The organism is Nocardia anaemiae NBRC 100462 (assembly GCF_001612725.1).
Lineage (GTDB): Bacteria > Actinomycetota > Actinomycetes > Mycobacteriales > Mycobacteriaceae > Nocardia > Nocardia anaemiae.
The window spans coordinates 1-13,027 of record NZ_BDAZ01000037.1 but is presented as its reverse complement, the minus strand read 5'-3'; the positions used below and the strand labels follow the sequence as shown (position 1 = coordinate 13,027).

At 64.6% G+C, this 13,027-nt stretch carries 11 protein-coding genes; 3 read left to right on the top strand and 8 right to left on the bottom strand.

The annotated features are described in order from the left end of the window. Positions 1-63: 63 nt before the first annotated feature. The 3 genes from NA5_RS22480 to NA5_RS22465 all read right to left on the bottom strand — a co-directional run bounded on the left by NA5_RS22480 (position 64) and on the right by NA5_RS22465 (position 6,291). A complete protein-coding gene (locus NA5_RS22480) occupies positions 64-2,628 on the bottom strand; it encodes a helix-turn-helix transcriptional regulator (RefSeq protein ID WP_169811343.1) in 2,565 nt (854 codons plus the stop codon). A 967-nt stretch (positions 2,629-3,595) separates the two neighbouring features. Then, positions 3,596-5,395, bottom strand: a complete 1,800-nt coding sequence (locus tag NA5_RS22470) for a DUF4873 domain-containing protein (protein WP_062989177.1) — start codon at positions 5,393-5,395, stop codon at positions 3,596-3,598. After that, complete coding sequence (locus tag NA5_RS22465; protein WP_062989175.1) at positions 5,392-6,291, bottom strand: AurF N-oxygenase family protein; 900 nt, start codon at positions 6,289-6,291, stop codon at positions 5,392-5,394. Before NA5_RS22465 ends, NA5_RS22470 begins: the two co-directional genes overlap by 4 nt. A 96-nt stretch (positions 6,292-6,387) precedes the next feature. On the opposite strand from NA5_RS22465, the gene NA5_RS22460 reads away from it, so the two are divergent. Then, a complete protein-coding gene (locus tag NA5_RS22460) occupies positions 6,388-7,104 on the top strand; it encodes a TetR/AcrR family transcriptional regulator (protein ID WP_062989173.1) in 717 nt (238 codons plus the stop codon). Positions 7,105-7,110: 6 nt separating this feature from the next. Here the strand turns inward: NA5_RS22460 and NA5_RS22455 are convergent, their stop codons facing one another. After that, complete coding sequence (locus tag NA5_RS22455) at positions 7,111-7,368, bottom strand: putative antibiotic biosynthesis monooxygenase (RefSeq protein WP_062989171.1); 258 nt, start codon at positions 7,366-7,368, stop codon at positions 7,111-7,113. After that, positions 7,365-7,952, bottom strand: coding sequence for an alpha/beta fold hydrolase (locus tag NA5_RS22450; RefSeq protein WP_062989169.1), 588 nt, complete (start codon positions 7,950-7,952; stop codon positions 7,365-7,367). Before NA5_RS22450 ends, NA5_RS22455 begins: the two co-directional genes overlap by 4 nt. Positions 7,953-8,025: 73 nt before the next feature. Between NA5_RS22450 and NA5_RS22445 the strand changes: the two genes are divergently transcribed. Beyond that, positions 8,026-8,667, top strand: a complete 642-nt coding sequence (locus tag NA5_RS22445; RefSeq protein ID WP_062989167.1) for a TetR/AcrR family transcriptional regulator — start codon at positions 8,026-8,028, stop codon at positions 8,665-8,667. Here NA5_RS22445 and NA5_RS22440 read toward each other — a convergent pair. From NA5_RS22440 to NA5_RS22430, 3 genes are all read right to left on the bottom strand, one after another. Further along, positions 8,632-9,159: an NUDIX hydrolase gene (locus NA5_RS22440; protein WP_062989165.1), complete on the bottom strand. Its 528-nt coding sequence runs from the start codon at positions 9,157-9,159 to the stop codon at positions 8,632-8,634. The two genes, NA5_RS22445 and NA5_RS22440, sit on opposite strands and share 36 nt — an antisense overlap. A gap of 18 nt (positions 9,160-9,177) precedes the next feature. Further along, entirely contained in the window at positions 9,178-9,915 is a 738-nt protein-coding gene (locus tag NA5_RS22435; protein ID WP_062989163.1) for a hypothetical protein, read from the bottom strand. A gap of 218 nt (positions 9,916-10,133) precedes the next feature. Continuing rightward, positions 10,134-11,336 (bottom strand): DUF418 domain-containing protein, encoded by a 1,203-nt coding sequence (locus NA5_RS22430; RefSeq protein WP_084484347.1) that lies wholly within the window; start codon positions 11,334-11,336, stop codon positions 10,134-10,136. 138 nt (positions 11,337-11,474) lie between these two features. On the opposite strand from NA5_RS22430, the gene dop reads away from it, so the two are divergent. Next, positions 11,475-12,974 (top strand): depupylase/deamidase Dop, encoded by a 1,500-nt coding sequence (gene dop / locus NA5_RS22425; RefSeq protein ID WP_062989247.1) that lies wholly within the window; start codon positions 11,475-11,477, stop codon positions 12,972-12,974. Positions 12,975-13,027: the final 53 nt, after the last annotated feature.

Below are 13,027 nucleotides of genomic sequence, written 5' to 3'. Positions count from 1 at the left end.
GGGGCCAGGATTGTGGCGAATACGCCGGTCCAGCCGGTGCACGAGCTTGCCAAAATCGGCAGGCTACCGTTGTCTTCGCTGCTGGGGTCGGCGGGCGGCCGCCTGCGCGACCTGTTCCCGTGTATCGGTGGGAACGAGGGTGATGATGTCGGCTCGGGAGTTGATCATCAGTTTGCTGAAGATCGAGGCGATTTGGGCGTCGACGGTTTTGAACGAGCTACCGCGGCTGGCCGCGATCGCGGTGTTGGTCCAGCCCGCCGCGGCGAGTACGGCGACTTCACGTTCGGCGGTTGACAACTCGCTCCATTTGGATGGGCGGTGTTGTCGGACCGGATGGTCGACTGCCAGCTTGTTCAATGACAACGCGCCCAGTGCCAGTCGAGCCACTTCATCGAATTCGGGGCGCAGCATCGCGCCTTCTTGCTCCGCGGCGGCGAATGCCTTGTGTCCGAGGACATCTCGTGCGGTGGCGATGGCATTGTCGGTTTCGGTCGCGAATGGTCCGAGGTTGGCGATATTCACGCCGAGGCGCTGGCGAAACGTGCGGACACCACCGATGAGGTTGGCTATCTCGGTCGCCAAGCTGAGCGCCGAATCGGGTTGGGTGGCGTGCTCGACGCGCGCGTCGGCGATCAATCGTGCCAGCGTCCACGTCCGGATATGTACCGACCAGATTGCTCCCCACTGGTCCCGCATCGACAGTTGGCTGGTCAGCGCGGTGCGTCCGACGGCCAATGCCTCGTGTGGATCACCGTGTTTGGTCAGCGCGATCGCCCAGGCGAGTTCGGCCCAGGACTGTGCCCATCGGGCGCCCGATCGAGTGGCAAGGTCGAGATAGGCCTGTGCGATCGGCAATGCCTGTGCGGCGGTGCCGAGCAGTCCGGCCGCCAGGGCCTGGAACAGCTCGCTCATGGCCGCGGCGCCGCGATCGCCGAAGCCAAGGAATCGTTCGCGCGCGCGTGCAAGCACCGCCACCGAGCGTGGATCGCTGGCGAAGAGCAGTTCGGTGCCGCGAGCGAAGTCGACAGGTGCCGGTAGTCCCAGATCGGTTGTCGGATCGTTTCGCCAATTCGCGCCGACTTCCGCGTCCGGGATGCAAGCGGCGACGCATTCGTCGAGTATCCGTGCGGCATCGTCGTGTACGCCCTGGCACATGGTGACCCATGCGGTCAGCGCCATCGAGGAGGTTTGCAGTTCGACCGGTTGCGGATCGAGACTTCGGGTGGCGTCCAGGGCCCGCACGGCCCAGCGACGGGACTCGCGCAGGGAACCCATGAAGAACGGAAGCCGCAGGGCGATCAACCCGGTCGCGATCTCCAGTCCGATCGCGGACTCCCCGGGTGTGGTGAGGCTGCTGTCCATCGCGGTGAGCAGGTTGTCCCATGCCGCGCGCGCCCAGTCCAGCAGTTCTTGTTCCGCGGGACCGAACCAATCCGCCCCGGCGTGGACGGCTTTGTCCCGGTAGTAGCGACGGTGCCTGGCCGACAACCGTTCCCATTCCCCACCCGCCGACCGCTCGCGTAGCCGCCGCTGCGCGAAGACCCGCAGGCTCTCCAATAGCGAATATCGGACGGCGTTCGGCGTCAGATGCATCGTGACCAGCGATTGGTCCACGAGGCGTTCCAACAGGCCCTCGATTTCCTCGCGTGCGATGCCCGCGCCGTCGTCGTCGGCACACACTGCCTCGATCGCTTCGAGTTCGGCGCCCACATCGCGCCCGGACGGGCCGTGGACGTCGTCGGGATTGGTGTCATAACCGGCGGCGAAGACCGACAGCCGCTCGAAAAGCAGCCGTTCGTCGTCCTGGCAGAGGTTGTACGACCAGGCGATGACATCGTGAATGCGCCAATGCCTTTGGTCGGCGCCGACCCGTGGACCATGCGACCAGCGCAGTCGCCGGTCGCTGTCCTCGCCGCTGAGATCACGCAGGATCATCGGCAATGGTTGACGCATCAGGCGGGCCGCGGCGAGCCTGATGTAGAGGGGATGGTTGTGCACGTGCCAGCAGATCGAGTCGGCGACCGCGGCATCGTCATCGCCCGCGATGGGGTGGCCGGTCAGCTCCGCTCGTGCGCGGAACAAGGCCAGCGCCTGTTCGCGTGACAGCGCGGGGACGGGCACCAATTGCTCGTCGACCCAGCCGATCGCCTCGCGGCTGGTGGCCAGCACGGTCAACCCGGGTACCGCGTCCAGCAAGGCGGCGATCACCTGACCGACACCGTCCAGGACGTGCTCGCAATTGTCCATCACCAGAATCGTCTGCAGGTTACGGCTGGCGCCGTCAGTTCTGGTGAACGTATCGATGAGGGCATCCCAGGTCGATCGGTTCGAGAAGTCGACGTCGATGATCGAGTGCGCGAGTTCGTCCTCGACCGCCGTCGCGTTCGAACCCGCCGGGAGTCGGGCCAGCCGCACCCAGTGGATCGGCACCCGACGAGCCTTGTGATAGCGGTGGACGGCCTCGGTCGCCAACCGCGTCTTACCGATTCCGCCTGTCCCGATCAAGGTGATCAACCGCGTCGATGACAGGAACAGCGACGCGATCTTTTCCAGCTCGCGTTCTCGTCCTACGAAATCACTGGTCGTCGCTGGAAGGGAACCGATACTGGCGGGACGTTGTGCTGACACATCGAGCAGGGTAGTCGGCCGATCGACCATGTCGCGATCAAATGGTCGACTACCGACAATATGCCGATGCGCGAAATCTACCTATTCATTGACGATTGCCATACCCGGAGGTGTATCGACCTCGGGCGGATTCGGTGTGCGCCGAGCAGGTATTCCGAACTGACGGACATTCATGAGTGAGGCGGCAGAAACGTTGGATGGCGTGCCGATTCGACCGGCGGCACATTCCATCGGGACGCCTATCGGTATTTCTTATCGCGGCCTCTGGCGGTGTGCCAGCGTTGCGCAGGCGGGTCATCGAATTGCGATCCACGGGTCTGCTTTCACGACGAAGATCATCGAGAAGGAGGTGGCGGAGCTGGGCAAAGCGGTGTCCACACACCGGTAGCCCAGTTCTGTTACCCATCCTGTCGGGTCATCCGGAATGTGATCGGACCGAACGACGCTCGATCGGCTAACAGGTCCAGGCGACCACGGTTACCAGTTGATCGATGTAGTGAACGGTGCGAATGCCCCGTGTCCGAACAAGGTAGATCACCAGGATTTCCCGATAGGTAGGCCGAGCGCATCGGTAGTAGTCGAGCAAGGGGGCGGAACTCCAGGCGAAATTATCTCAATTCGGGCCACGTAGACGCCTTGTTTGTCCGACTTCGCCTGTGAAAGTCCGAGTTGATCTGCTTCGGCCAACCATGCACTCCTATACGGTTATCGATCCTGGGCGACCGGGCGCAGTCATGCACTTGCGTTCCCGATGATTCGGACGCCGCTGGCGGCCATTTCCGCGATGTAGCGCTCCAGCAAACGTGCGGGTGTCAGTCCCTCGCGTGCATGGCGAGCTGCTGCGAGATCGGCCGGAGCGGTTGCTTTCTCGTCGATGGCCGCGGCCAGCTGGATCGACCAAGGAGACCACCGTGCAACCGAACGGACGGCATCCCGCAGGGGTATACGAGGACATCTACCGGTACTGCTACGTCCTCGGCCCCGAGGGCATCATCATCGGGCTCGTCGAGGAGTTGACGGCGGCCAGCGGGTAGGGCGGGGTGCCGATACCGACGATGCGGAGGTTGCCCCAGGGGTCGCGCTCCTGGAGGCGACCCGCGGTCGGCACGCCGCCGGGCAGGGTGAGGAGGACTTCGGCGCGTCCGGGATCGGGCAACTCGTGGCCATCGCTCGCGGCGACGCGTCCGTACCAGTGGTAGTGGCCGTCGATCGGATCCGGATGCCCGCTGAGGGTGACCTCGACCGGGACCTGCACATCCGGAGCATCGAGCAGGGCCGGGCCCGAATAGTCGTGTGCCGGTTCACGATCCGCTGGCACGGTCAGATCGTAGTGGCCGGGATCGGGTCGGCGCATGGTGCGCCAGTAGGAGACGCTGGAACCCGGCCAGGCGGCCCGATTCACCCCGTGCTCGTCCAGGTACCAGCTCTGGCAACCGCCCGAATTCCAAACGGTGCCAGCGAGTTTCGACTGCATCCGCCGGTTGAATTCGTGTTGGGTGGCGGCGCGGACCTTGATCCGACTGTTGGCGGTCTTGCGCAGCAGCTCCAGGCATTGGCGGATATAGCGAGCCTGCGCCTCGATCATGAAGACGATGGACTGATTTCCGCCACCGGAATTCGGGCCCATGATGAGGAACAGGTTCGGGAAACCGTGCACGGCGACGCCGAGGAACCCTGCCATCCCGGTGCGCCAAGCCTTTTTGAGCGTGAGCCCATTCGCGCCGACGATGTGCTGATCGGCGAACCGATCGGAGATCTTGAACCCGGTCCCGTACACGATGGCGTCGAATTCGTGCTCGATACCATCGGCGGTGACGATCCCGGACTCGGTGATCGCGGCGATCGGAGAGGTCAGCAGCGCGACGTTCTCCCGCTGCAGGGCCGGATAGTAGTTATTGGATACCAGGATTCGCTTACACCCGAGCCGGTAGTCCGGTGTGAGGCTGCGACGCAGTTCGGGGTCGGCAACTTGGCGACGCAGATGCGCCCGCGCCACCGCCTCCGCGCGACGCATGAGCTCCGGATTCATGAACGCCGGGGTCAACGACTCGTAACCCCAATAGATCGCCCAGCGGTACAGTCGTTGCGCACCTGGGAGATACCGGAACATCCGATGCTCCACCGGCGACAGCGGCCGATCCGGCTTCGGCACGATCCAGTGCGGTGTCCGCTGGAACACCGTCACCTGCTCGGCCCGCTTCGCGATCTGCGGCACGAACTGCACAGCACTGGCACCCGTTCCGATGACAGCGATCCGCTTGCCGGTCATATCGAAATCGTGATCCCACTGCGCCGAATGAAAACTGCGTCCCCGGAACGTATCCCGGCCCGGAAAGTCCGGCACGCTCGGTTCGTGTAGCGGCCCCGGCGCCATCACCACTGCGCGGGGCTGGAAGTGCCGCCCGTCCGCTGTGCGCACATGCCAGCGGTCTGTCTCGTCATCGAAGTCGAGTGCCACGACCTCGGATCGCAGCCGAATATGCTTGCGGATATCGAATTTGGCCACGGCGCGGCGCAGATACTCCAGTATCGCCGGCTGCCTGGCGAACATGCGGGTCCACTGCTGATTCGGCTCGAACGAGTAGGAATACATCAGCGACATGACATCGCAGCCGCAACCAGGATAGGTATTCGCTCGCCAGGTGCCGCCGATCTCCTCGGCCTTCTCCAGCACGACGAAGTCGTCGAATCCGGCCCTGCGCAACTCTATGGCCATACCGATACCACCGAAACCGGCTCCGACAATGACGATTTCGGGCTCGGTCATGCGTAAAGCCCTCGCAAGCGCCAGATTCGCTTACCCATCGGACCGATCAAGCCCTGCTTGTCCAGGAACGCGCCGAGATTCGCGGCTCCGGTACCGAGCGCCTTCTTGGCATACGGGTTATTCGTCGCGATCCGCCGCGCCGCGCGACCGTCCAGCCCGGCCCGGTCGTACATGTGTCGATTGGTCATCAGGTAGACGAACAGGGGGGCGGCCACCGCAACACATAAACGGGTGTAGGCCAATTCGGCCCGCGACATGGTCGGCACCCGCCGCGCCAGTGCGTCGCGGGCGAATCCGATATGGCGTGCCTCCTCGGTGACATGGATCCGCATCGCCCGAGAAACCAAGGGCTGCAACTCCGGATCGTCGAGGGTGCGTCGCTGGATTGCGTCGAAGATCTCCTCGCCGACGAGTGCGCCCACCCAGGTCATCGATCCGCGTAGGAAAAGCGGGAGAACTCCGATGGCGAGTCGGCCGGGCAGCCGCGGCCAATACGGACGCGCTTCGATCCGGTCGATGAGCTTGCCGAACATCATCATGTGCCGACACTCGTCGCCCATTTCGGTGAGGGTGTAGTGCGAATGCCGGGTGGTCGGATCATCGCGCATCAGTTCCCGCAGCAGCAGGCGGTTGAGCAGATTCTCGAACCAGATGCCGACGGAGAGTACGTTGGCCAGTTCCTGGCGCGACAGTTCCCTGCGCTGCTGCGGGGTCATCGACTCCCACAGTGCGGTGCCGTAGAGCGAAACCACCTCCGGCGGCAGGAACAGTTTGTCCGGATCGAGCGGCGCGTCCCAGTCCATATCGACGGCAGGTTCATACGACTTCTTCACCGAACCGGTCAGTAGGCGCTGTGCGAAGGATTCCTGTGGGATGACTGCGGCCTCGTTGCCCATGTCGGCTCCAACTCTCAAATACCTGATACAAGCTGTAACATTCAGATTAGTGAGACATACTGTCACGGTCAATAGCATTCCGGGTATCGTGAGCTGGTGAGCGGTACCAGCGGAAAGCGCGACTCCGCCGGGTCGGATGGTCGCAGCACCCGATGGCACGGCCACAAGGCCCGCCGTCGCGCGGATGTCATCGATGCGGCGATCACGGTTATCGAAGAGCAGGGTGTCGAGGTGTCCGTGCAGGCGATCGCGGACCGGCTGCATCTGCCGCGGCCAGTGGTGTACCGGCATTTCGACGGGCGCGCCGATCTCGATGAGCAGATTCGTCGGGAGATCCTGAATTCACTGCTCACCGCGCTGATGCCGACCCTGCAGCCGGACGGCACCCTGCGCGATGCGGTGCGGGGTGCGATCGGTACCTATGTCGGCTGGGTCGAGCGTCATCCGAATCTGCACCGATTCCTGGGTGATGCCGCGCCGCAAGGGGATTCGTCGCAGGCGCTGACCGGTGCGCGCGATCGCATCGGTGGTCGGCTTGCCGACATGTTCGCAATATCGTTGGCGCGCTTCGGAATCGATCCGAATCGGGCGCGTCCGATGGCCTTCGGTATTATCGGATTCGTCGACGGTTTCGTGAACAACTGGCGCTGCGATGCCGCGACAACGCTGACCTCCGATCAGGTCGAGGGCATCCTGACCGAATCGGTGCTCGCGCTTTTCGAGGGCAATGCGCGCAGTCTCGGCGTTCCGCTCGAACGCGACACTATCGTCAAAGATCTACTGAGCCGCGCGGAACCCGCACGGTCCCAATAGAATCCGTCATCTCATCAACCAGCCCGCACATCGGCGGGTGAGGAATGGCATGACGCCCCATACCATTGCCGCGACGGCGATCGGCACGATCGCCGCCAGTCGCAGCGGCGGCGCCAGCGGTTCGAGCAGCGGCGCTGAGATTGTGACGAGAATGGTCAGCAGTGGATAGATGCCGATGACCGTCAGCAGCCACAGCTTCCATTTGGCCGGACCCGCGGGTTGCGCGGCAGGCCTGTGGCTTTCGCTTGTCGGCTCCTGATTCATCGTGCGGCCGCCTGGATTTCGCTGACCAGCCGAACGGCTTCGGGTAGTTCGATGTGATCGTCCGGAAAGTTGCCCAGGTGGCTCCCGGACGCGGTGAGCACCGCCGTCGCCTCCAGTCCGCGCACCAGCAATCCGACATGTTCGACCGGATCGGGCACATTGACCGGATCGTCCGCGGCCGCCAATACCCGGAACTCGCGTGCCGCCCCGCGAATGCGCGCCCAGTCGAACGGTTCGGCGAAGAATTCGGCCAATATGTCGTAGCCGACCGCATGTGCCGCGGTGGAGACCAGTAGCACCCCGGCGAATTGCCCGTATGCGGCGACATCGTGCTGCTCGAGCATGCGCAGCACATTGACGCCGCCGATGCTGTGGCCGACCAGAACCGTATCGCTCGCCGGACCAGCCGCGGCAGCTGCGTCGGCGAAGGTTTTGCGCCACGAATCCAGCCGGGGTGCCGCCGGATCGGGCAGGTTCGGGATCGTCACGGAATGCCCGAGCGCGGTCAACTCCGCTGTGAAATAGGGAAACCACACGCTGTCGTCGCGGGCTCCGAGACCGTGATTCACCACGATCGCACTCATTGTCACTCATCTCCTAAATCGAAACGCTCCGTAGCGTTTCGCAAAACGATAGCAGACGAATACACTGACCGCCATGGCGACGGGAAGTGATGCGACACCGCGGTCCGGCGGTCGGATCCGCAGCGAATCCGCGCGCGATGCGGTGCTGCGGGCGACGGCCGAACTGCTGGAGGAGCAGGGCTTCGGCAAGGTGACGATCGAAGGCGTCGCGGCGCGTTCGCGAGTCGCCAAGAGCACGATCTACCGCTGGTGGAAATCGAAGGCGGTCCTGGTCATGGACGCCCAAGGCGTCGTGGTCACCCAGCGCATGCCGGATCCGGATACCGGATCGGTCGAGCAGGACCTGACCATCTTTCTCCAGGCGCTGTACGGTGTCGTCGAATATCCGTTGCGGGTCAAGGCATTACGCGGCCTGATGGCCGAGGCGCAGCTCGACCCCGACTTCGCCGGACCGTTCCGGGACTGGGTGCGGACGCGGCGAGATGTGGTGGCGCGCATAGTGACGCGCGGAGTCGCCCGGGGTGAACTCGCCGCCGACCTGGATATCGAGTACGCCACCGATCTGATCTTCGGACCGTTCTGGTATCGCCTGCTCGTCGAACACGCACCGCTGCGACCGGAGCAGGCGGCGATCGATATCGCGCGACTGCTCACCGGACTCCGCGCTCCGCTCGGCCGATCAGGCTCGGTGGAATTCGATTGCGAGGGAGAGTAATTCGGCCATGTGATCGCCATCGGTACGCGACAGGCGCATCGCCTCCTCGGGTGCGAAGGCGCGGACCTCGAGAATGTTTTCCCCATCCGCGGGATTGGTCGGCGCGGATTCGAGCACCACATTCGCGGTGCACCACAGCCACGCCCTGTGCGGATGCGGCTGCCAAGGATAGTGCGGCGCAGGGCGATCGGTCCTCGCGTGGTGGGCGCCGAACGGCCGCACCGCCCCGACCGGGCGGGCACCGGCCTCCTCCATGAGTTCGCGGCGCACGCACGCGTCGATCGTTTCGCCCGCCTCCCGGGTGCCGCCGGGCACGATCCAGATATCGCGATCGTCGCGGCACAGCACAATATCGGCGCCGACGAAGCAGACGACGTGGATATTGGTGACCAGTTCGTCGGGTGGCAGCTCGATGGAGAACTGGACGTCCAGACCGCCCCATTCCCAGCGGGTCGGTTTGTGCAGCAATGGATATCGATCGGCGAGCGTCACACCGACTACGCTAGCCACCTACTCGGTTCCGGACTTGCCGATCTGGAAGTGGATGTGATCGATATGGGCCGCGCGGCCGGTCGTGGCGGGTAGCGGGTGGTCGTCCGGATGGTCGGGATGCAGGATGAAACTCGGATCGCCGATACCGGAGATGGCGGTCGCGGGATCGGGACTGTCCGAGCAGTCCTGCCATTCACCCGCCGCGAAATCGTAGACGCTGCGGAAGAAGTCAGCGACGAACAGATCGCCGTCCGGATCGCCGAGCGGGCTCGCATCGGGTTCGTCGAGCCGATAGCGCACCCGGGATCCGGTGCCGCGCGGCCACGTACCGCCGGGTGTCACGGCGGTCTCGACGGTGCCCCAGTGCGCTGCCACGGTGATCCTGCGCGATACGTCGCCGACCGGCATGGTCACCCCGGCTAAATCCACTGCGCGGCCCTGGCCGTGGCAGTCGTCGGAATGCGTTCCGCGGCCATTTATTCCGAGGGTGTGCAGCTGGGTCACGCCGAAATTCGCGGACAGGAAGCGGCAGAATCGCACCAGTGCCAACGCATTTCGCGGATCCAGGTGTTGCGGTGTCGCCGGGGTGTCGCCGTGGCGGATGACCACTCCGGCGAGACTGCCCGGCAGTGGTCGGCCGGACGGTGGGTCGAAACCTGCGAATCCGACCAGGGCCGGTGAAGCGGGCCCGTCGAAGCGGATCAGGTCATCCTCGGCGAGCCGTTCGAGTTCGGCGAACGCGTGCTCCTTACTCATTGCTCGGGCCGGTTCCGACACTACGCACCTCCTGTGCATCTGAAATCGATACGTCGACGCAGTTCGGTGACGTCGCGTCAGCATCCGGCACCGACGCCAAAAGAACACGAGTAGTGCCCTACTCGTGTTCTCCTGGTCAGCATTCGGCTGGATTCTGCTCGCGTTCGCTGCGGTTTCGGGTGTTGAACTGCGGCGATGTACGCCAGCGCCGCGGTGGGTCAGTGTTCGCGGGCCAGTGCGCGGTAGCTGAGATTCCACACCCACTCGACCGGACCACGCTCGAACCGGCGCAACCACAGGTGCGCGACGGCCACGATGATCAGCGCGACCAGCAGGTAGATACCAACCGTGAACGGCACCCGAGCGTTCGGGGAGACGCGCGCGGCAAGCCCGAAACCCCACCCGTAGCACAGCGCCGAAGCGACCAGATTCTGCAGGATGTAGCAGCTCAGCGCCATCCGCCCGACCTCGGTGAGTCGCCTGCCGACGAATCCGACCCGCGGACGCCGCAGATAGGACTCCGCGACCAGCGCGAGCAGGCCGAAGGCGACGAAAGGGGCGGTGCCGTACCTGGTCAACAGGACCAGATCGCCACCGCCGAACACACCGACCGCAAAGTCGATCGGCGCGGCAACAGCGAATCCGATGATCATGAGCCGACGACGGATCCGCGCCCCCTCCGGCCGGAACACTCCGGCCCGGAACAACCGTGCACCCGCGAGGAACAGTGCGATCGACATCGGGAAGACGAAAATCGGCTCCAAGCGGAACATGCCCGCATTCTCGAGTCGGAACAACACCAGATCCCAGAACGACCCGTCCGCATAGGGATTCGGATCCAGCGGCTTGCGTGGCGTCGAATCCTGTTGGTTCGCAAGGGCCATCGCGATGCCGATGAGTGTCAGCACGGCGATGTGGAATCCGGCCGTTGTCGTCAGCCAACGACGTTGCGCGCGTTCACTTGTCGCGAGAATGAAGGCAACCACCAATCCGGTGACGGCATACCCCGTCAGCACATCGAATTCCGCGACGAACACAAAATTCAGCACACCGTCGAGGAACAGCAGTCCGGCCCGCCACGGATAGCTGCCCGGCCATCGCCGACCGCCGCGCACCGCCGAGCCCTGCTGGATGGCCAGACCGATGCCGAACATGATCGTGAGCAGTCCGAGGAATTTGCCCTGTGTCAGCTGCTGCAGCACCCGCTCCGACCACATCCAGCCGGTCGTCGGGCCGCCCAATTCGTCGATGTACCCGACCAGGCCCTCGGGATGGGTGAGGATCCAGATATTGGTGCCCAGCGTGCCGAGGATGGCGATGCCGCGCAATACGTCCAGGGCGGCCAACCGCGGCTTGCCTGCGGTGCCCGTCTCATCCGACTTGCGCTGGTGCCCGGTGATTTCGGCGATCGAATCGGTCATGTTCCGAATATCCCGGCCGCCACGGCCTGCCCGTATCCTCCGGAAGTACCACCGTCGGTATGACATCGATGTCACCCGAGATCGCCGATGCCGCCGGTCGCGACCGACCGCGGCCATGCGTCGCCTAGGCTCGACGGTATGCAGCGCATCATCGGTATCGAGGTCGAATACGGCATCTCCACACCCACCGAGCCGTCGGCCAACCCGATTCTCACCTCCACCCAAGCGGTTCTCGCCTATGCCGCAGCGGAGGGGGTGCCGCGCGCGAAGCGCACGCGCTGGGACTACGAGGTGGAATCGCCGCTGCGCGACGCCCGCGGATTCGACCTGAGCCGGATGAACGGCCCGGCCCCGGTAATCGACGCCGACGAGGTCGGCGCGGCGAACATGATCCTCACCAACGGCGCCCGGCTCTACGTCGACCACGCCCATCCGGAGTACTCCGCGCCCGAGGTCACCGACCCGCTGGACGCGGTCATCTGGGACAAAGCAGGCGAACGGGTCATGGAGGCGGCCGCACGGCACGCGTCGAGCGTTCCGGGTGCGCCGCGGCTGCAGCTGTACAAGAACAATGTCGACGGCAAGGGCGCCTCCTACGGCACCCATGAGAACTACCTGATGAGCCGGGACACCCCGTTCAACCAGATCATCGTCGGGCTCACCCCGTTCTTCGTCTCACGCCAGGTGATCTGCGGTTCCGGCCGGGTCGGCATCGGCCAGTCCGGTGATCACGCCGGATTCCAGCTGTCCCAGCGTGCCGACTACATCGAGGTCGAGGTCGGCCTGGAGACCACGCTCAAGCGCGGCATCATCAATACCCGCGACGAACCGCACGCCGATGCGGACAAATACCGTCGCCTGCACGTCATCATCGGCGATGCCAACCTCGCCGAAATGTCCACCTACCTCAAGGTCGGCACCACCGCCCTGGTGCTGGACCTGATCGAGGCGGGCGAGGACCTGTCCGATCTGCAGCTGGCCCGCCCGGTCACCGCCGTCCACCAGATCAGCCATGACCCGACCCTGCGCGCCACGGTGGCGCTCACCGACGGCCGCGAACTCACCGGCCTCGCGCTGCAGCGCATCTACCTGGACCGGGTGGAGAAGTTCGTGGCCCGCAGCGGCAACGACGACGCGCGTGTCAAGGACATCCTGGAGAACTGGGCCAACGTGCTGGATCTGCTGGAGCGCGATCCGATGGAATGCGCCAACCTGCTGGACTGGCCCGCCAAGCTGCGCCTGCTGGAGGGGATGCGCAAGCGCGAAGGCCTGAGCTGGGCCGCGCCCAAACTGCACCTGATGGACCTGCAGTACTCCGATGTCCGCCTGGACAAGGGTCTCTACAACCGCCTGGTCGCCCGCGGCTCGATGAAACGCCTGGTCAACGAGCAGCAGGTGCTCGACGCGATGACCAAGCCGCCGACCGACACCCGCGCCTACTTCCGCGGCGAATGTCTGCGTCGATTCGGCGCCGATATCGCGGCGGCCAGCTGGGATTCTGTGATCTTCGACCTTGGTGGCGATTCGCTCGTGCGGATCCCGACCCTGGAACCGCGCCGCGGCACCAGGGCCCATGTCGGCAAGCTCCTCGACGGCGTGAATACCGCCGCCGAGTTGGTCGAACAGCTGACCACCTAGCCAGTCGCGCGAATAAGCCCAGGTAGCAACGATTATCGCGATCGCAACCACGA

Excerpts from the sequence above, each read along its gene's own strand:
- NA5_RS22470 (WP_062989177.1), bottom strand. The coding sequence starts at position 5,395 with ATGACCGAGCCCGAAATCGTCATTGTCGGAGCCGGTTTCGGTGGTATC.
- NA5_RS22465 (WP_062989175.1), bottom strand. The coding sequence starts at position 6,291 with ATGGGCAACGAGGCCGCAGTCATCCCACAGGAATCCTTCGCACAGCGC.
- NA5_RS22455 (WP_062989171.1), bottom strand. The coding sequence starts at position 7,368 with ATGAATCAGGAGCCGACAAGCGAAAGCCACAGGCCTGCCGCGCAACCC.
- NA5_RS22450 (WP_062989169.1), bottom strand. The coding sequence starts at position 7,952 with ATGAGTGCGATCGTGGTGAATCACGGTCTCGGAGCCCGCGACGACAGC.
- NA5_RS22445 (WP_062989167.1), top strand. The coding sequence starts at position 8,026 with ATGGCGACGGGAAGTGATGCGACACCGCGGTCCGGCGGTCGGATCCGC.
- NA5_RS22435 (WP_062989163.1), bottom strand. The coding sequence starts at position 9,915 with ATGAGTAAGGAGCACGCGTTCGCCGAACTCGAACGGCTCGCCGAGGAT.
- NA5_RS22430 (WP_084484347.1), bottom strand. The coding sequence starts at position 11,336 with ATGACCGATTCGATCGCCGAAATCACCGGGCACCAGCGCAAGTCGGAT.
- dop (WP_062989247.1), top strand. The coding sequence starts at position 11,475 with ATGCAGCGCATCATCGGTATCGAGGTCGAATACGGCATCTCCACACCC.